General features: G+C 39.1%; 21 protein-coding genes and 1 pseudogene. 4 read left to right on the top strand and 18 right to left on the bottom strand.

Annotated features, from left to right (window positions below):
• Positions 1-294 precede the first annotated feature (294 nt).
• Positions 295-843 (bottom strand): hypothetical protein, encoded by a 549-nt coding sequence (locus GUY17_RS03465; RefSeq protein WP_174839625.1) that lies wholly within the window; start codon positions 841-843, stop codon positions 295-297.
• A 737-nt stretch (positions 844-1,580) separates the two neighbouring features.
• Here GUY17_RS03465 and GUY17_RS03460 point away from each other — a divergent pair.
• Positions 1,581-1,958, top strand: coding sequence for a hypothetical protein (locus GUY17_RS03460; RefSeq protein WP_101086110.1), 378 nt, complete (start codon positions 1,581-1,583; stop codon positions 1,956-1,958).
• Between the two features lie 163 nt (positions 1,959-2,121).
• Here GUY17_RS03460 and GUY17_RS03455 read toward each other — a convergent pair whose 3' ends face one another.
• A complete protein-coding gene (locus GUY17_RS03455; protein WP_242445107.1) occupies positions 2,122-2,772 on the bottom strand; it encodes a class I SAM-dependent methyltransferase in 651 nt (216 codons plus the stop codon).
• Between the two features lie 413 nt (positions 2,773-3,185).
• On the opposite strand from GUY17_RS03455, the gene GUY17_RS03450 reads away from it, so the two are divergent.
• Complete coding sequence (locus GUY17_RS03450) at positions 3,186-3,437, top strand: hypothetical protein (protein WP_101086111.1); 252 nt, start codon at positions 3,186-3,188, stop codon at positions 3,435-3,437.
• A gap of 93 nt (positions 3,438-3,530) precedes the next feature.
• On the opposite strand, the gene GUY17_RS03445 is transcribed toward GUY17_RS03450, so the two are convergent.
• The 8 genes from GUY17_RS03445 to GUY17_RS03410 form a co-directional block, all read right to left on the bottom strand.
• On the bottom strand, positions 3,531-4,295 hold the full coding sequence (locus GUY17_RS03445) for a lysozyme inhibitor LprI family protein (protein ID WP_101086112.1): 765 nt from the start codon (positions 4,293-4,295) through the stop codon (positions 3,531-3,533).
• A 195-nt stretch (positions 4,296-4,490) separates the two neighbouring features.
• Complete coding sequence (locus tag GUY17_RS03440) at positions 4,491-4,907, bottom strand: hypothetical protein (protein WP_101086113.1); 417 nt, start codon at positions 4,905-4,907, stop codon at positions 4,491-4,493.
• Between the two features lie 199 nt (positions 4,908-5,106).
• The gene (locus tag GUY17_RS03435) at positions 5,107-6,426 is read right to left on the bottom strand and encodes a M24 family metallopeptidase (protein WP_254439907.1); all 1,320 of its coding nucleotides are present in this window, start codon (positions 6,424-6,426) and stop codon (positions 5,107-5,109) included.
• A 127-nt stretch (positions 6,427-6,553) separates the two neighbouring features.
• Complete coding sequence (locus tag GUY17_RS03430; RefSeq protein ID WP_101086114.1) at positions 6,554-6,952, bottom strand: hypothetical protein; 399 nt, start codon at positions 6,950-6,952, stop codon at positions 6,554-6,556.
• Between the two features lie 127 nt (positions 6,953-7,079).
• Complete coding sequence (locus GUY17_RS03425) at positions 7,080-7,724, bottom strand: DUF2306 domain-containing protein (protein ID WP_101086115.1); 645 nt, start codon at positions 7,722-7,724, stop codon at positions 7,080-7,082.
• 87 nt (positions 7,725-7,811) lie between these two features.
• Positions 7,812-7,976 (bottom strand): hypothetical protein, encoded by a 165-nt coding sequence (locus tag GUY17_RS03420; protein ID WP_157822778.1) that lies wholly within the window; start codon positions 7,974-7,976, stop codon positions 7,812-7,814.
• A gap of 544 nt (positions 7,977-8,520) precedes the next feature.
• Positions 8,521-9,222, bottom strand: coding sequence for a CPBP family glutamic-type intramembrane protease (locus GUY17_RS03415; RefSeq protein WP_157822779.1), 702 nt, complete (start codon positions 9,220-9,222; stop codon positions 8,521-8,523).
• 451 nt (positions 9,223-9,673) lie between these two features.
• Positions 9,674-10,684 (bottom strand): substrate-binding domain-containing protein, encoded by a 1,011-nt coding sequence (locus GUY17_RS03410; protein WP_162022310.1) that lies wholly within the window; start codon positions 10,682-10,684, stop codon positions 9,674-9,676.
• A 327-nt stretch (positions 10,685-11,011) separates the two neighbouring features.
• On the opposite strand from GUY17_RS03410, the pseudogene GUY17_RS03405 reads away from it, so the two are divergent.
• Positions 11,012-11,284, top strand: a pseudogene (locus GUY17_RS03405) (tyrosine-type recombinase/integrase); the annotation flags it as partial.
• Between the two features lie 154 nt (positions 11,285-11,438).
• Here the strand turns inward: GUY17_RS03405 and GUY17_RS03400 are convergent.
• The 8 genes from GUY17_RS03400 to GUY17_RS03365 all read right to left on the bottom strand — a co-directional run bounded on the left by GUY17_RS03400 (position 11,439) and on the right by GUY17_RS03365 (position 18,602).
• Complete coding sequence (locus GUY17_RS03400) at positions 11,439-12,209, bottom strand: ABC transporter permease (RefSeq protein ID WP_101086119.1); 771 nt, start codon at positions 12,207-12,209, stop codon at positions 11,439-11,441.
• The gene (locus GUY17_RS03395) at positions 12,209-13,144 is read right to left on the bottom strand and encodes an ABC transporter ATP-binding protein (RefSeq protein WP_101086323.1); all 936 of its coding nucleotides are present in this window, start codon (positions 13,142-13,144) and stop codon (positions 12,209-12,211) included. The genes GUY17_RS03400 and GUY17_RS03395 overlap by 1 nt, the downstream gene beginning before the upstream one ends.
• 146 nt (positions 13,145-13,290) lie before the next feature.
• On the bottom strand, positions 13,291-13,821 hold the full coding sequence (gene hpt, locus GUY17_RS03390) for a hypoxanthine phosphoribosyltransferase (RefSeq protein ID WP_011638672.1): 531 nt from the start codon (positions 13,819-13,821) through the stop codon (positions 13,291-13,293).
• Between the two features lie 7 nt (positions 13,822-13,828).
• Positions 13,829-14,488: a flavin prenyltransferase UbiX gene (locus tag GUY17_RS03385; RefSeq protein ID WP_101086120.1), complete on the bottom strand. Its 660-nt coding sequence runs from the start codon at positions 14,486-14,488 to the stop codon at positions 13,829-13,831.
• 25 nt (positions 14,489-14,513) lie between these two features.
• On the bottom strand, positions 14,514-15,929 hold the full coding sequence (gene mpl, locus GUY17_RS03380) for a UDP-N-acetylmuramate:L-alanyl-gamma-D-glutamyl-meso-diaminopimelate ligase (RefSeq protein ID WP_162022309.1): 1,416 nt from the start codon (positions 15,927-15,929) through the stop codon (positions 14,514-14,516).
• Positions 15,930-16,026: 97 nt separating this feature from the next.
• The gene (locus GUY17_RS03375) at positions 16,027-16,329 is read right to left on the bottom strand and encodes an AzlD domain-containing protein (protein ID WP_059746143.1); all 303 of its coding nucleotides are present in this window, start codon (positions 16,327-16,329) and stop codon (positions 16,027-16,029) included.
• Entirely contained in the window at positions 16,326-17,111 is a 786-nt protein-coding gene (locus tag GUY17_RS03370; RefSeq protein ID WP_162022308.1) for an AzlC family ABC transporter permease, read from the bottom strand. The genes GUY17_RS03375 and GUY17_RS03370 overlap by 4 nt, the downstream gene beginning before the upstream one ends.
• Before the next feature lie 531 nt (positions 17,112-17,642).
• Entirely contained in the window at positions 17,643-18,602 is a 960-nt protein-coding gene (locus tag GUY17_RS03365) for a LysR family transcriptional regulator (protein WP_101086124.1), read from the bottom strand.
• A gap of 518 nt (positions 18,603-19,120) precedes the next feature.
• Here GUY17_RS03365 and GUY17_RS03360 point away from each other — a divergent pair.
• Complete coding sequence (locus GUY17_RS03360) at positions 19,121-19,585, top strand: hypothetical protein (protein WP_101086125.1); 465 nt, start codon at positions 19,121-19,123, stop codon at positions 19,583-19,585.
• Positions 19,586-19,594: the final 9 nt, after the last annotated feature.

Raw genomic sequence — 19,594 nt, 5'->3', positions numbered from 1 at the left:
TTTTACAAATTATTACTTTTTACCATGTAAAAGTTACTCATGAAAATAAAAATAACCATCAATAGTTGTTTCAGAATAATATGGGGATTGTATCCAACTGGTAATAACAAAATATAACCAAACTAGAAATTAGATAGCTATTGCTCGACTAATTTCTGGCTAGGTGATTTGGGTGATGCTTATATCAATCTAACACTTAAAAAAATAACTGCGAGCCTAGTAAACAAAAGCCTACCGAATAAGTCAGCTAAAATTTACAGCAGACTAAGCAATAAGCTTGAGGCCATGCATTTTTTACTCTACTAGTGATACCTCATTCTTATCTATCTGTAACGCAGATAATTTATCAAGTAGTGCTTCAATGTTTTTTCTTCCAGCACCTTCATTGGCTAATCTAAGCCTTTTTACCGCAACAAAGGCATCCTTAAATGTTGCTGTGTGCGGTGCAATGATGGTTTCGTCAAACACAATGGATTGGGTTGCCGAATCGGTCAGTAAATATTGAACATGAGTAGTAACTTCAAAATCTAACCCAAAAATAGGTTGATCCACTTTAAGCATATTCACAACCAGTTTATATCGACCATCATCAGACAATAATCCCTGTGCTTGCAGGCTTCCCCTGACAGCACCAGAAAAGGCTTCACTGCTAATTTCTGATGTCCACAGTGGATTTGTTTTTTGACCACCAGAGACATTTGATAACTCTATGTTGTCATTTAATACATCAAAGTAGGATTTTTGTTCACCCTGAAACGTCATATTTTTCATTTTTGCACCAGATGCGCATCCAGATAAATATATGGCCGCTACAAAAATTAAAGCCAATTTGAACAACTTCATCTATCACTCCGTTGAGTTAATAAGTTTATCTATGACAGCGTATTTGTGAAAAGAGTCAGAGTTTCGGTAAATACCCGGAACACATTTAACTGCGCAATAGTAACACGTGTTTAATTATTAATATTTTTAATAACTTACCAGCATACATTGGTTAAATCAATCCTCCTTACAACAGGAAAATAGATGAATTAATCCGTATATAAAAATATTGCCAAGTTCTCATTATTAGCGGTATCAATCATCCGCTTAATAATGAGTTGATTTGGTCGACTCTTTTAATTAACTCATTACTTGCAGTTACCAAGACAAGAGCGGGAATGTTTTTTCGTACCATTAGATAACCTATCTAACTCGCTAATGTTGTTGTGACATTACAACTCTTTTTAAGGAGTATTGTATGAGTCTTGCTGGTGAATCAACTCACTTTAATGCATCGATGTTCCTCGTCAGGCAAGTAAATTAAACCCATTTTTTGACGGGTTATTTGTTACCATTGCAGCTTTCATCCTAGGCTGTGAGGCATAGTAAGAATTGAAGACTTAAGCTATTGTCATTTAGAGTGGTCATCACAGCTTAATAAACGATCACGATATTATCCTCGTCGGAAGTGTCCCTATGCGGCTATATTTACAACTGAGTAATCAATATTAATTAGCACGATTGATGTGTGCTAGATAACGTTAAATTATTCAATAAACTGTATAATTGTGGTTAATTATTAATTGGTGGAAGATGACGTGCTAACAAAAATTCTAGTGACAATATTGGTAATCCTTGGCGCTATTGTCTACTTGCGCCGTGGACGAGGGCATAAAGTTAATCGCATCGCAGATATGGCAGATGCACAAAAATCACCCCTTCTTAGTCGAGTAATTATTTACACTATGATTGCGGTGTCGATGTTAGCCTCTGCAGGCTATTGGGGCTGGAGTTGGTATGACGATAATACCGTCGTTGAAGTTACAATTACATCACCTATTGAAGCGATGACAAACAGTTACAAGGTGCGTAAAAAAGATATTGAAGCTCAGCGGATTACCACAGTCGATGGGATTCAAATTCGGTTATCTAATCAAGAGAGATTAACGATTAAAACGACTAATTCACCTCAATGACACGAAATAAAAACGACTAAATTCTAGACCAAAATAGCACTGCCCAGTTCCCGCCTATTATCTTAATCTAGATCATTATGCTCATCACCTCGACTAGGATAACAAAACTAAGTACTGAAATTAAAGTGACCAGTTTAAACCACCTTATATCCCCACTCTCTTGTTAGGTCTTTTTAGTCGCCACACCACAGCTAATATACGATGCAAACTTTGGCACTCCCTTTATATAATCACTTTCAAACCAATCGATACTAAAGCCGCTGCTTTGTATATTGTCAATCATAGGTCTATTCAAATTACAGCCACCAAAAGCGTTACCCCATAAGCGATTTAAACGATGTTGCCATTTTTTAATTGAATCGTCAGGTGCTTCTCCATGCTCACAGAAAAATATTTTACCATCAGGCTTCAACACTCTATGTATTTGCTGCATAGCGGCACGCCAATCAGCAATAGTGCAAAGAGTATAAGTTAACACAACTGAGTCAACACATTGATCATCTAAAGGAATCTGTTCACTAGGGAGACTTAGCCATTCAACCTGAATAGGCGATTTCGCTAAATTTTTCCGCGCTTTTTTACGCATCCCAGGAGAAGGTTCAAGGCCCCATATCATATTAACGTTCATAGGATTATACAAAACCATATTAACAGCAGAGCCCATACCAATCTCTAAAACATTGCCATAAGCTAAAGGCACAACTTTCTGCCTAAGCTCCATGATGACACTTGAAGAACAAGCACAATTTATAATGTGTGGAAGAATGTTGTTTTCATAAAAACTCAAAGGTAAATCCTCTGTAATAATTAACATTTGCATTCCGAAAGCTCAATATAAACCATGGCTAACATCTGCAAGCATTGGGTGTTAATTTACGATTATGATTACAGCCTAATCTAACAGCCATCGTCTATTTGCTGTTTTATATGACTCTATATGTATCTATATTAGCAGTTTCGTCAATTTAACCTTAATCACGATCTTCATATGGTTGGCACTCCAAGCACTTTTGAGTGCCAATAGGCTGATTAATATTAAACAGCCAGTCATAAAGATAAGCATTAAAAGAGTCTTAAGCTCTTTCTTGGTCAGTAACATTAACGGATAACAGCGTATACCAATAGCAAGAGGGCCGGATGATAAAAGGCATCGCTAACTTTAGCCTAACCCGGCACTTTTCATTACAATAGGCTAAAGCACTTTACAGACTTTAGAGTAAACGATACATGGCCCAACCCAACAAGAAAGGTCCTTCGCGCACCGTCGATGTTTTCTGCGCTAAGTGTAAAGCACCATTGTTTAAGTATCGTAAGGGAGGTAAAGGCGCCTTAATCAAATGCTTTAAGGAGCGTATTGTCGAAGACAACACCAAGGTTCCTTGCACATGCCCTGAATGCAGCCAGATATTTGCCAGAGATACCTTAGTGAGAGGCGCACCAGCCTTTAAAATGGTGGGAGGCAAAGTTACCTTTAAATAATGACATCCTATAACGAGAAATGCAGGCCAAATAACTAAGGAAGCTAATAACTTGTTTAATAGGTACTTAGCAGCCCTAGTTTACGTTAATTATCTACACTTTATTGGCTAACGGTGCAAGTTGCTGTAAACAACGAGACTGTTCCATCCAACGATCTTCTAAAGGTATTTTGTTAATACACTTAATAGATGAATTAACGCGGCGCAAACGTTCTTCAGTCAAATTGACCTCACAACGATTAGCATAAGTCGATGGCCATGAGCCACCCGCTCCGGTCAGCGAACCAATTAATTCACATTCGTCAGATCTATAAGTACTCCAGGACAGTTGCTGTGCGGTTAAAGCCGAGATAACACGAGAGTCAGGCTGTTTTTCACCATCATAATTAGGGGCATCAGACAACAGAGCGATGAGCTCATCATGCTTTATTTTCAATTGAGCAGATGCCTTGTTCAAACTGTTAACTAATGTCAAACCAGTATGCATAGCGCTGCCTTCTGGCCAACACTCGGGACGATCGGTACAGTTTTCTAGCGCTTTATCTTTTTTAGCCTCTGTTTCAGGCCAAGCATTTAACGCCAACGCTCTAGATTGGTATTTATCTAAAATACAAACATCAGTCTCACATGCATTTCGTTGTGTTAACCAAGCACGCTGACCATTAATTAAATCATTAACATATTTAGCTTGGCTTTTAATATTGCTATAAAGCGTTGCTAACGCCTCATCTGCCTTTGAAATATCAGGGTTAGCACATATGTTCTTTTCTATCGCGCTTCTGGCCAGCGAGCAATCAAAACTGGCACCTTGCACTGAAAATACGGATATCAATCCTAAGATATAAATGATTTTTCTCAACTGAGTTCCTTGTTAATGTTTGACCAAAATTAAATCATGCTAGTTCGAAATAGCGTAGATTAAGTTCATTTGCTCAATTTTTCGTTTTTATTAAAAAAATAAAACCTGACATCACTATCTTTGAAAGCTGACTTCATTTTCAAAAAATTACCCATAGTAAAGACGTGAAGTCGTGAAGTCGTGAAGTCGTGAAGTTTACAGCAGACTTTCAACACCAAAAAAATCTAACGCCAACAGCAGGCTAACGCCAATAATCATAAAAACAACCAGACTTATCAAGCTGACAAAAAGTACTCGCCAGTTAGAATGAAAATCTAAATCATCGTTATTGGAGATGACTTCTTTTGTAAATTGAAACTTTTCAACTAACAGTCTCGTAGAAATAATCGTGATTATAGGAATGATCATATTTGGAAAGTTTTCTGGCAAAAAAGGCAAAATTGAGATGAAAAAAGTAATAACCAAAGCACCATAGCGATTCGTTTTTTTAACGGCTTCATCATCATTCAAGACGACAAAGTTCTGTTTTATGAAAAAAACTGAAGCTATTGGCCCTCCTAAAAATGCGCCTAGACTAGCTTGAACGGGTGAGTAGACTTTGCTTCCTGACATATACAACTTCCTTGTTTGCTTTACGCTGTTTTAAGCGATGAATCATAACGTACTAAAATGTGGAACGAAATAGAACCTAAAGAATGAGTAACTTGGTTCGTTGAATACACCTAACAGGAGACCTTGCCCCCAACACTCGCACACCATTGTTGTATAAAAGAGTAACTATTTTTCCCAAACAAGTTTTAATCTATAAAGCTCAGCGAGACTGAGATTTAATCAGTAAAAAAGCTGTTTGTCTGCCATTTAAATACCACACTCCCGATCCGTCAAAAATGGCATCTTCTTCTAACATAATTCTGATTTCTTTTTTCCACGGCTCAATATAAACGGCATTGTTAAGCTCAATTGAATAGGCCGTATTGAGGTGTAATGGGTAGTCACCATCACCAGGAACCCCGTCTTGCGAATCCCACATTCCCAGTGTCGTACCTGCGGCATGGCCATGATAACCCAGCGGGTGAGTATAAATTGTGGGCGTTAATCCTTGTGAAATTGCACGTTCACGAGAGCGTTTTAATACTTGGTTACCAGTAAGACCTTCAGCAAATTGTCCGGTAAATACATCTTGTAGTTTATTGCCTGATAACAGCGCCTGTTGTAAATATTGTGGTGCTTCGCTTTCGCCTGGCTTGAGTACATAAGCATGCTGCTGCGTATCCGTATTTAAACGTAAATAGGTTATGCCAAAATCAACATGCAGTAGATCGCCCGGTAAAATAATTTGCTTATCATTGTCATGGGTAACACTCGACTCGCGCGCTAAGGCAACATCATCACTACGCTGAATTGATACACTTGGATGAAACCAAGTTTGTAACTTGAGCTCAACGATACGCTCTCGTAGCCACCAAACCACATCATCAGTCGTTGTTTCCCCAGGGATAATGACTTGGTTAGAAAATGCTTCAGCAATGATTGCATGAGCCAATTTTACGATATCTTTATAAACGGCAATTTCTTCAGGTATTCGTTGCTCCAACCATCCTACGGCGACGGGTTCAGCTGAAACTATTTTTGTTTTATATTTTTCGGGTAAATGCGCTAACAGATTTTCTTTATCTGTTGCGACTAGTCCATCGGCGTGAGCCCAATGTTTCGATTGATTAACACCTATGGTATTGGGTTGATAGCTTTCAATTAACTCATTAAGAGCCAACCATTGATTGGGTTGTTTTGATTTATCCCACGCTTTTTCGAAAACATTACCAACGTTATAAGGCGCGATTGCATAAGCATCAACACTGCCGTCACCTTTACGAGCAAATACCAGTATTGTTGTGCGGCGAGCAGATATCCATGTAGCAGGTAATAGCGTTTTAATAACAGGGTCTTCATTGTATTCACGACTAATGATTACCCACATATCGAGCTTATGTTCATTCATCAACTTGGGTAATAATAGCTCGACCCGCTTAGCCAGTATGCTGTCAATAAACTCAGCTCTGTCGCGCATAGGCAATATCTCAACTGCAACTGTGGCAGATGAACTTGCCGAAAAAGTTGCAACTATAACAATTGTTAAGTAAATCCAATGAATCAAGCGCAAAATAAACTCCTTTTATCTGCCATAAGGCGTAAAACAGATGTACGATTTTGATATTAATTTCACATCGTCCCACAACTGAAAAAATACGATGCCGTTATCACTCTTTAATATTTCGAATACCAACAAACCAAAACGAAAATACCACGGCTAATGAATAATATGTGACCATTAACGAAAACAAAATATCGGTCGTAATGATCGCCGTTATCGCACAAGGAATAACAACAGCTAATAATAATGAGCCCAACGACAGCACGTTATAACGCCAAAGCGCATACCAAACTAAGCTGCCATATGTCGCGGTAATAACATAAGCAACGCAAATGCCCCACAAACTGATAAATATTACATTAAAAATCGCATCAATTAAGTTTTGAACAGTAAATTGATTAACCAAGGCAATTAAAGCCCAAATAAGTGTTGCAGGCAGTACCGCAAGCGGAGCAATTAGCACGCCTCGCCAAAAGGCAATTTTAATAGCACTATTTTGCGTCATAAGTTTCTAACGTCCGACTTGCAATAAGTGCCCCAAGGGGCGCGAGTGGTTAACCAAGCGGATTAACCAAATTAATCAATCCATTTCTCGCTTATTGGTGGCGTTTAAGAGCTGTTTACACTTTGCTCTATGTACTTAATGTATTATCAATAGGACGTTGAACGGCATAATTAACACGTTTGGTTTTTAGTAAATATAATTGTGCTACTAATACATTTGGAACCCAGGCAACCCAAGAGATTGCAATGTAAGACGTTATAAAGTCTACATTAAATAACCACGGGAATGATGGTAGATACAATCTAAGGGTAATGGCTGAACAAGTTAAAGAGTAGTTTATTATCATCCAATAGCGATGTGCATTCACGTTACCTTTCTTGATTTGCACAAATGCCATACTTACAGTAAAAAGCCATAAAACAGCCATAGTACCAAAACCGAAATGAGCAACAATCCCCCCCATAGAATTGGTAGCTAAGTATAAACCAGCAGAACCGGAGAGTAATACAGCGGTAACATAGACCTTACCAAGAGCTCGGTGAAGTTTGATGCTTTTAGCTCTTAAGCGACTGTTTAACTGGAATGCACCAATAGTTAACGCTATTGAGCCTCCGACCATGTGCAGATACATTGCCAAAGGTGTTAATGAAAATTTTTCTTTTAAATATTCTGAGCCAACCCAATCAACAGTTACAAACAGAATGGCATAAATGCTAACACCAAGCGCTAAAAAATAGAAAATACCGTATCCACATTTTTTAAATACTTCCATATAAAACGAATCCTTTTTAAAAATCTAACGCGACACTCATAAGTGAACCCTGTGCTGGCTAGGACCCATATACGCTAGCATCGAACGCTATGACTTGTGCTTATAAGCTCCCATAATGCCAAATCCAATAGCGGCAACAAGTATAATAATATCTATGTAGTAAACAGGCTTTTGGGTAGAAAGCACAGTCCCTATCGTCGTTAGCACAAGGCTTGTGTTGGCATAAGTGTTACTTTTAATACTTTTTTCCATGTTTTAAATTCTCCATATTATGAATTGTGTAGATATATTTTATATGCATGCTGATGAGCCTGTAGAATGCCACCGCTAAAATTTAACAATACCATAACACCAACCGACTTTGGAGAGGGATTTAAATGAAACTGCTGTTTTTGTTGATTATTTATTGAACACGATTTGGGGGTGTGAGAAAAGATACAATCAGGAGTTTAGATAAATATTGCTATGATTTATTACTCATTCAGACCTTATTATTAATCGCCATCAACTTCACCAATAATATAAAACAAATTAGATGCGCGTATATGGCATGTAAGCTTACTTTTCTAGGTTATATTTAGAAGATGTGTTTTTGCATAGTGATTAATCACTACAGAATTTGGTAATGCCGCAAAAGATTCATTTTATTCACTATCACTTGCTATCACTGACTTGCTACGAGCTAAAAACAGCTTCGCTACACAAACCAATTCTGTCCGATATCAAATAGTAAGCTAGTGTCCATCAACACTCTTGGGTGGCCTATTGATTTTGGCCAAGTTTATAAATGCACTAATTAATAGACCGAATAATAGAAAGCGGAAAAGCCAAATGCTAACTCAATCAATAAATGAAACGTTAATGCAGGCCATAAACTGCGCGTCTTAATGGTTAAATAAGACAATAATGGCGAGGCAAAAATCATACCTATAGCTTCGTAAATCGGTTTTTTTATGTGGAATAATACTTCAAAGATGCAGACAATAACGGTCATTATCACAGCCGCCGCCGTCGGGTTGATTTTGTAATGCTGAGTTAAACAATATTGGCCACCACCCAATAAAAATCCTCGGTGAAGCACCTCCCAGCCAATGATAGTCGATACGGTAAAAATTAAAAAACGTTGAAACTTCCCTGCCTCTCTTAGCCCCTCTAAAGAACTGCCATGACGATAATGAGATAAATAATCTGCGGCAAAAAATTGTAGATAAACGAATAAACAAAGCAAAAGACCCAAAAACACAGCCATAAGTAGCAGGTTTTCACGATTAATTGTTGGTTTAGAGAAGTACAATTGTTTTAACGGTATGGCCAGCAATAAAATAAGAACAAATGGAAAGATTAATCGACTTATAATCCAATAACCTTTAACCCCTCCAGAAGCTAAAAAGTTATTGCTGACATACACACCAACAACCTGTGTCAGTAATATCACTATTAATAATATACAAAAAGGAGCCGCCATTTTAATGGTAAGGCTCTGATCTTGGTGTGGCATACTCATTCTTCCATTCAGGCTTTTTATAAGATTGGAGTGTAATTGAACCACCTTTCATATGTGAGATCGATTATTATCAGCAACACACATTATTTACAACTAATCTTGCTATCAAAATTTTGGTCTAACAAATAGCGTGCTTAATAAGCAGAAAATCAGTATAAAAATATGTGAATAACCCCATTCTCGGCGATGCTCAACGCTCTCACCTGTCGAATTATCAATCCCGCAAAGAAAAGCATTACGTACTAAACGCGAGCAACAGTGGCAACTTTCTATATACAGGGAAAAGGCGTGTCATTTAAGCTAACAATGGTTTGTTTTGGCCTGATCTGGCCATCTTTAATTACCCTTTTAAAAGGGTAATTAAAGCGTTTTTTCATTGTTAATTGCTAATTGTTTAGCCGACAACTTTGGCTGGTTATGTTAATTCGGGCGAAATCAAATATGATTACAATCCCGCACTCTTGTTACAGGTATCAACATTCTCTGGTGTGCAAACTGTGATAGGAGTGTAAATTGTTTTCTCATATTTTTGTTCTGTTACAATCTTATAAAGTGTCAAAATGGCTTGTCTTCCCATTTCATATGGGTTTTGACCAATATTGATATGAGCAAGTTGATCTTCCAGCATAGTTAATTGTTCAGAGGATGTATCAGTAATAATAATGATGACCTTGTTGTTATTAATTTTTGCCTGGTACGGGGCAATCATTTTACGGTAAAGTGCTTGATCATTTTGTGCCCAACCACCAACAGTAATAAAGGAGTCTGCTTTTACAGGTTTACCTTTCATTACAGACTCCATTTGATTAACAGATTGATCCAGCTGATCAAAATTAAAAAAAGGTTCTCTAACTTCAGTCCAGCCCGAGTCGTTATTAAGCAATTCGCCAGGAGGCGTATCGTATTTTTTCCCCGATAATGCGGAACGAACACCCATAAGTCTTAAATTCAGATTGGGAGAATCTGGTCGCCCAGATTGCATTATTAGCGTCCCCCCATTAGGCCGAAGTTTTTTTAACTCTTCACCTAATGATTTACCCAATTCAAAATTATCAGTGCCTATATAGGCTAGACGTATATTATTAGGGTCTTCGTTGATTGAAGCATCAAAATCAGAGTCATAGGTAATAATCGGTATGCCTGCTTCTTTAGCTCTCTTCAGGCTATTGTTAACGAGATATTTAGACTGTGTAACGGCTACCGCGATACCATCGACACCTTCATCAATCAATTGATTTATTACCTGATTTTGCATCCTAACATTACTTATATCTGGTCCTCGATATATGCATTTCACGCCTTTTATTTGAGCGGCGGCATCTATACAACCAGCTTTACTTTGCTCAAAAAAAACACTATTAAATTTAGGTACCACAGCAAGTTTCAATTCTTTTCCATAGACTGAAAATATGGGTATTAGACTAAAGACAATAAACAGTACAAGTGATCTCGCCATACCCCCTCCAGAAATAAATCAAAGCGCTACTTTACTTACAATAAAATATAGCAAAGGAATTCATTTAAAGATACGAGCTGAAACGGTATTACCGAACATATCAGTGTAGGCTAATCGATATTGTTGTGTTTTGAACTCCCCCATGCGTCAGGATAGCAACACCATATCAGTAACCAATTGGTTCTAATTTTTGAATGCCTGTCTTAATAATGAAGCGATGACTTCCCTCCCATCATAAAAAAATTCCACCCATCATTTAAATAAGTAACATATCTCGTTTTCATTGCTTTGGAGAGAGTTCTTTTTCCTTCGATTCACTGTGTGTCACATCCAATTAATGGGTATCTGTGTCGACACCACATTGATCCAACAACATTTAGAAAGGCATTAAAAAAAGCAGTTCAGAAAGCGACTATCACTAAACGCATTACCGCCCATACTTTTAGGCATTCTTTTGCGACAAACTTACTTAGGCGTGGGCACGACATTAGAACGGTACAGGAGCTATTAGGCCATACCGATGTAAAAACGACCCAAATTTATACTCATGTAGCTGGTTTACACCAAACCGGTGTACAAAGCCCAATGGATTATAATTAGCAGTAATAATTACTTAGTCCGAGGTCAAGCCTATTGAGTAAACCCCTGTTAAATATCGCCCACAAAAAAGGACTCTTGCGAGCCCTTTTATACTTAGATTGTGACAACTGGTTTGTGAGCGGTTTATCTATTGCAAGACTAGGCTATGCAAGACTTAGCTACGCAAACCAATTCCACGCGATATTAAATAGTAAGCCAGTGTCCATAAGCTGACACAAAAACCAACCATTATGGCAATCGATAACGGTACACTTAAGTCAGCAAAACCTAAAAAGCCATAGCGGAATACGTTGATCATATACACAACTGGGTTTAAGCCCGATACACCTTGCCAAAAAGGTGGCAATAACGATAACGAGTAAAATACCCCACCTAAGTAGGTTAATGGTGTGAGAATGAATGTTGGAATAATACTGATGTCGTCAAAGCTTTTGGCAAATACCGCATTAATTAACCCGCCAAGTGAAAATAACACAGAGGTTAAAAACATGGTTAGCACGACCAAGCCAACATGATGTAACGAGATATCAACAAACAACATCGCCACTGTGGTAACAATTAAACCAACACTTAGACCACGGGCGACGCCGCCACCGACGTAACCGGCTATCATCACGTAATGTGGCACTGGGGCCACCATGATTTCTTCAATGTTGCGTTGAAACTTGGCGCTGTAAAACGATGAGGCTACATTAGAATATGAGCTGGTTATCACCGACATCATGATTAAACCTGGCGCGATAAACTCCATGTAGGTAACGCCGCCCATTTCTCCGATACGGCTACCAACTAAATTACCAAAAATTAAAAAGTATAACGTCATGGTAATGGCTGGCGGCACCAGTGTTTGGATCCAAATACGGGTGAAGCGATTAATTTCTTTGGTTAAAATACTTTTAAAAGCCACAAAATACAGACTGTTCATTATTTTGACTCCTTGGCTTTTTCTACCAGCTCTACAAATAATTCTTCTAAGCGGTTAGCTTTGTTGCGCATCGACAATACTTCGATATTGGCTGCTGTTAACTGAGTAAATAATTCATTGATATTGTTCGATTTGGCCACATCGACTTCTAAGGTATGTGCGTCAGTTAAGCGGCAATTCATATTGGTGAGCATTGGTGCTACGTCGAGATCGTGTCGTAAATCGAAAATAAAGGTTTCAACATCTAGCTTACTCAATAATGCCTTCATGGTGGTGCATTCCACCAGCAAACCGGTATCGATAATACCAATGGTGCGACACAACATCTCAGCTTCTTCAAGGTAGTGGGTGGTTAAAATAATGGTCACACCTTGCTTGTTGATTTGCTTTAAAAATTCCCACATTGAACGGCGCAGTTCAATGTCGACCCCAGCTGTTGGCTCATCTAAAATCAATAATTTAGGTTCGTGCATTAACGCACGGGCAATCATTAAACGGCGTTTCATACCGCCAGACAGTTCGCGGGCTTGGGCGTGACGCTTTTGCCATAAATCAAGTTGGGTGAGGTACTTTTCAGCACGCTCTAATGCAACCGCTTTTGGTACCCCATAGTAACCTGCTTGGTTAACCACTATTTGTTGCACGGTTTCAAACTGGTTAAAGTTAAATTCTTGCGGCACTAACCCGATGCATAACTTGGCATGTTCGAGCTGCTTATCAATATCAAAACCAAATACCGACACTGTACCTGCGGTTTTCTGTACCAATGAGCTGATAATGCCGATGGTGGTAGATTTACCCGCACCATTAGGGCCAAGCAGGGCAAAAAAGTCACCTTGCTTTACCGTCAAACTGATCGACTTAACGGCTTCTACGCCACCTTTATAGGTTTTTTTAAGGTTTTCGATCACCAATGCATTGTTGGTGTTACTCATTGTCATACCTCTAATCCATGAATTGCGAATTAAACACTTTTTATTACGTGCTGCTTATGACGTAATGTAGATGAGAAAGACGCTGAAATATTCTGACGCCCAAAACAAAACTCCCGCCTGTGTAGCGGGAGTGTATACAAATCTCATTAATCTAATGGAACAACTTTAGCGATGTAAGGCAAGTTGCGATACTGCTCTGCGTAGTCGATACCGTAACCCACAATAAACTCGTCTGGGATGGTAATACCAATAAAGTCGACATAAACATCGACTTCACGGCGCTCTGGTTTATCTAATAATGTACAAAGCGCTAAGCTTTTTGGCTCACGGAGTAATAACATCTCGCGCACTTTGTTTAAGGTGTTACCTGAGTCGATTAAGTCTTCAACGATTAATACGTCACGGCCGGCGATGTCAGATTGTACATCTTTAAGCACTTTCACATCACGCGAGCTGTTCATGGTATTACCATAGCTTGATACTGACATAAAATCGATTTCAACATGGCCTTTGATACGGCGACACAAATCGGCCATAAACACGACAGAACCTTTTAATAAGCCAACCATTAATAAGCGTTCACTGTCGGCGTAATGAGCATTAATACGTTCTGCTAGCTGGTCTAGGGTTTTATTGATTTCTTGTTCTGAAATCATCATTTCAATGGTGTGCTTCATAAATCTCTCAATTGTCGATGTCGTGTGACTGAGTACGTCCGTATCCCCAGCGACTCGTTAAGTCGTGTTCAATGCCCAAATGATCAAGTATTCGGGAAACCATGAAGTTTACCAGATCTTCAACCGATTTGGGATTATGATAAAAGCCTGGGGCTGCTGGCATGATGGTCGCACCGTTGCGCGTAAGGCTTAACATATGTTCTAAGTGTATGGCACTAAACGGAGTTTCACGCGGAACAAGGATTAACTGCCCGCGCTCTTTTAATACTACGTCTGCTGCTCTTTCGAGCAAATTATTACTCATGCCTGTCGCGATAGCGGCTAATGTGCCAGTTGAGCACGGACAAACCACCATTTGCTTAGGCGCAGCACTGCCTGATGCTGGCGGCGAAAACCATTCATCTTTGCCTAATACGACTAGCTCACCTTTTAATGGCTCATCGGAATTATGCAGCTGTTCAATTAATTGCTCTTTGGCTTTTTGTGGATTTGCGCTCAGTTGCAAGCCATGTTCGGTGGCTAATACCACCCGCGCTGCACTGGATATCATTAAAAAAACTTGGAAATCGGCCGCTAACAAACATTCCAGCAGCTTAATGCCATAAGGAGCGCCAGATGCCCCCGTCCAGGCAAGACTAATTGCTTTAGCTTTTTTGGCGTAGGCCATGTTGTACCCTCTGTCGGCGAAAGCCTTACGCTAAAGCCTTAATAATTTTCTGGTGAATCCCATTAAAGCCACCATTACTCATGATGACCACGGTATCACCTTGGTTTGCTGTGGCGACGACAGTGCTAATAATATCTTCAATGTTGTTAAACACAGTCACAGGAATTGGCGCGTTAGCCATACTGGCATGAATGTCCCAACCAATATTATCCGCTTGATATAGATAACCTACATCGGCTAATGCCATCGAGTTGGCGAGAGTATCTTTATGTACTCCACTTTTCATGGTGTTTGAGCGCGGCTCTAGCACCACAATAATGTTGCCATTAGGATTGTCACTAGATGCAACTTTAGCCCGTAACCCTTGTAATGTAGTGGCTATAGCGGTTGGATGATGAGCAAAATCGTCATACACCGCCACACCGTTTACTGTGGCTAATAGCTCTAAACGACGCTTTGGTGGACTAAATTGTGCCAACGCCTCAATAGCATGACCTGGCGCTACGCCCACATGACGAGCAGCCGCTATTGCCATTATGGCATTTTCAATATTATGCTGACCTATTAATGCCCAGTTTAATACTCCTTGCGACTCGCCCTTAAACAGCACTTCAAATTCATGGCCATCGTCGGCAATAGTACGCGACTGCCAAGCACTTGGTTCACCTTGTTGAGCTGAATCGCTGGCTAAGCTTGTGGCTTTAGAATAAATTTCTTGCTCGCTCCAACAGCCCATAGCAATCACTTGTTGTACGGCTTCAACGTCGCTAGGCCAAATCACTTTACCCTCGCCCGGCACTGTACGAATAACATGATTAAACTGGCGTTGGATCGCCGCTAAATCGGCAAAAATATCGGCATGATCAAATTCAAGGTTATTGATCACTAAAGTGCGAGGATGGTAATGAACAAACTTAGAGCGTTTATCAAAAAAGGCACTGTCGTATTCGTCGGCTTCGACAACAAAAAACACTGAGTTACCTAAACGTGCTGACACACCGAAATTTTGCGGTACGCCGCCAATTAAAAAACCCGGCTCGTAGCCGCAGTACTCTAAAACCCACGCAAGCATGCTTGAAGTAGAAGTTTTACCGTGTGTACCCGCTACCGCCAATACCCAACGGTCTTGCAAAATATATTCAGCCAAAAACTGCGGCCCAGAAGTGTATTTTATGCCGCGATTTAATACTGCTTCTACACACGGATTACCGCGGCTCATGGCGTTACCAATAACCACTAAGTCTGGTTGGTTGTCGCCTTCTTTGCCTAATTGAGCCGGATCAAACCCCTGGATTAGCTCAATACCTTGTTGCTCAAGCTGGGTGCTCATCGGCGGGTAAACGTTGGCATCGCTGCCGGTAACTTTGTGGCCCATTGCGCGGGCAAGTAGGGCTAAACCGCCCATAAAAGTGCCACAAATACCTAAAATGTGTACGTGCATACTCAACTCTAATTGGTCCGTAATATGGCGGTTATTCTAATCTATTGCGCCACAGAATGTCAGTTAACAATGATTGAAATTAATCTAGGGTATGTTGTTAATACAAAATAAAAAACAGCCCCATACTGAGCACGGTTGTGAGCAAGGTATTACGGGTGACGTAAGCCAGCACAGTGGCCACTAGCGCACAGGTTAAATAAGGATTATGCACACTAATAGCCAGCTGGCCTTCGGGCACAAATACGATAGGGGCTAATATGGCGGTTAATACCGCAGGTGCTGAATAGCTTAAAAACGTTAAGGTATTTTTACTTAACCGAATAGGCAATTTAGGTTCTAGCAGTAAGTGCCGACTAACAAATACCACTGCTGCCATTGATAAAATAATCAGCCAGGTCATGCGTTATCTTCCTTAGCGTTAGGAGTTGAATCGACATCGGTTGCCACTGCACTTCCTTCATTAGTCAGTTTGGCGTAGGTCATGCCTGCAGCCATACCCGATATAGCGGCAATTAACAGCCCTGCTTGGATCGCGAATACTGCGCACACCACAGCTAACGTAAGCGACACTAAAACGCACACTAATATTGACGGCTTCTTTACTGTCGGTACCACTATGGCAATAAAGGTGGCTGCAATGGCAAAGTCGAGCCCGAGTTCGCCTAGGTTGTCGATAGACTGCCCTGCGACAATGCCGAGCAATGTAGCAATATTCCAGCCGACATAAAAAGTTAACCCGCCGCCCAAAGCGTACCAACGATCAAACTGATGTTGGCCTGGTTTATCACCACTGTGAGTTTGATTAGCGATAGCAAAGAGTTCGTCGGTGAGTAAAAACCCTAGCCCTAAACGCCATTTAAGCGGCAACGGGCTAATATGAGTACGCATGGCCATGGCATACAATAAATGCCTTGAAGTAATTAGTAAGGTGGTTATCAGAATACTGCCGATACCAATACCGGCTTTTATCATGCCAAGCGCAACTAACTGGGCGCTGCCAGCAAAGATAATGGCCGACATTGCTTGGCTTTCAACGGCTGTAAGGCCAACTTCAAGGGCAAACGAGCCCGCTAAAATCCCCCAAGGGATCACCGCTATCGTTAGCGGCATAACGGCAAGCGCGCCAGCTAAAAATGATTTGGTTTTAGTGGTAGTGATACTGATAGATTCGGTTGCGCTCACATCATCTCCTTATGCTGCACTGATTACGCTAACGCGCTAAGTGACAAGAAGATTAGCTTAACGTGAATAAATGAATAAAGCCCCTGAAAACTGATCATTATGGAGAATTTTCAAACTATGCTGTGGGTTAAGATCTTGAGGGGCTTCATTATTATGTATAAAATCTATTAGTGAAATATAAAAAAATTGATACATTAACTTAATATCAATAGGCACAAACAATGATAACGTGAACCTTGCAAATTGTATAACCAACATTCTAATTTAATAAATTAGATATCAAAACCCCTCTTTCAAGATGCAAAAATGACATTTTACATCTTTAAAAATAAGCAATAACTAAATATTAAGGAACTAAATATTAATAACTAAATACCAGCGAGCTAAACTCCCGATCCCTTACCCCCTATTTTCTATTTCTATTTCTATTTCTATTTCTATTTCTATTTCTATTTCTATTAAATATACAGGAATTATTATAATTTCACTCATTAGGCAATAATGCGAACCTTCATATTAACTCGTTTTATATTAAATTAGCTCATGGGTTAATTCACGAATTTGCTTTTTTAACCATGCTGCATCTTCATTGTCAACACTAGGATGAGTGACTAAAACCAATTTTAATGGCTCTACAACCTCAAATAGACGATTGCATTCGTACTCAGATAACTGGCAAGCATGTAAACCAGAGTCATCATCTAACATGTCATACACTGCTTTGTAGGGTGTTATTGCCAATGACTGACAGTCTGAGAGGTAATCAAATAAAGAAGACACGCTGGTAATGGTCATTTCGGTATTCAGAGATAAATCCTTAGCCTGACAATACTCCTGGAATGGGTTGAGTATGGGGGCCTGGATACCAATAAGCGTATTGATATATGGGTATTTAGCAATGGTTTCTAGAGAGATGTCTTGCTTTAATATAGGGTGCTTTCTGCAGCTGAGTAAGTATTGTCGGTTCATTGTCGCAAGCACTTCAACCTGTAATTTTTGGTCAAAACAGAGGATCTCTTCAGGGCCTTTGCAGCAACACATCACAATACTGTGTGGATCGCTAATCACGCTTTCCAGAGAATGACTATTCCAGCTACTCACATTAATATGGATATTTTTATTATGTTCTTTAATGGATTTCATCAATGCTCGCGGATAGGCATAAGCAATCATTCCAGGAATGACTAATTCAAAGTATCGATTATGCGATTGTTCAGCACTATTAACTCGATTGAAATTTTTAGCACAGTCCACTATTTCTTTAGCAATGGGATAAATTTTTCCCGCATAATCATTTGGGACTAATCCGTATTTCCGTCTAATAAACAGCTCATCACCAAATATTAGTCTTGCTGTGTGTAAACAACGACTTATCTTCGAAGCTGGCACATCTAATATTCTAGAAACATGCGTCGCTGATTTATTTTCATAAAGACTCACTAATATAGATAGTGTTAATAAATCTAATTTATCTAAGTCAATTGGCTTCATCTTAGATACTCCATTTTAGGTATATAACCTAGCATTCTAACGCTTTTCAAAAGAGTTCATAATGTTATTTTAAGTATTCAATGATTACTTATTCCAGATCATAAAAATAATTTTCTAACACTACTTATTTCACATAGAATGCTTCCATCGATTGGAGCAATGTTTAGTAAAAGCTAATTTCATGTATTGTAATATCCAATTAAACAACTAGAATTTCGAGAAAACAGATATTCACATATTGATTTATTAAATTTCAACATATCAATATTTTAAAAATTCAAATTCAAACTTAATAACTTTCAAATCAACTTTGTTTATTTCAAATATATATCAACTTAAAATGCAGAAAAAAACAATAAGACCTAAATCATAACTACGATCGAATAAATTAAAAGCACATCATTTAATTGATTACGATCAATTAAAAACCAAAATATAAGGATAATATTGATCGTACGTCAATGACGTATGTTTAATTCATAAAACAATAAATTAAAAACGATTTTTTGGAGGATAATATGATTACTTCAGTCTTTTTAAGTTATGCATTTGTGTACTCTGTGCTGTTTATTGTGGTTCCCTTTATATTAGTAATTTTCATTATGACTTGTATAAAGTTCTTCAAAACTGACACTGAAGAGCACTCAATTAAGTTCAAAAAAATGCTTTTTGATACTCAGAGCTTTAACTTTTTAAAATCACTAAAAACAATGGTGGGCGGCAAATATGATGTTTGTTGCAACGTTCCAATCGATACCGTGTTCGAAATGGATGCCCAAACCGCAGCCGAAAACCATACACGATTCGATTATGTCGTGATAGATCATGACTCGTCGGAAGTGAAATTGGTTATCTCTGATTTCAGTCAACAAGATGATGCTAACGCAAAAAGTTTGTTTGAAAAATTCAACGTTAAATTAGTTGAAATCGTTCGAGGCAAACCTTACGACATGCAAATGTTAAAGCTATCCCTACCGGTATGAAGACCCTGT

Source organism: Shewanella sp. Arc9-LZ (genome assembly GCF_010092445.1).
Classification (GTDB): domain Bacteria; phylum Pseudomonadota; class Gammaproteobacteria; order Enterobacterales; family Shewanellaceae; genus Shewanella.
The sequence above is the reverse complement of the archived record's forward strand: the minus strand, read 5'-3'. Positions and strand labels throughout refer to the sequence as shown.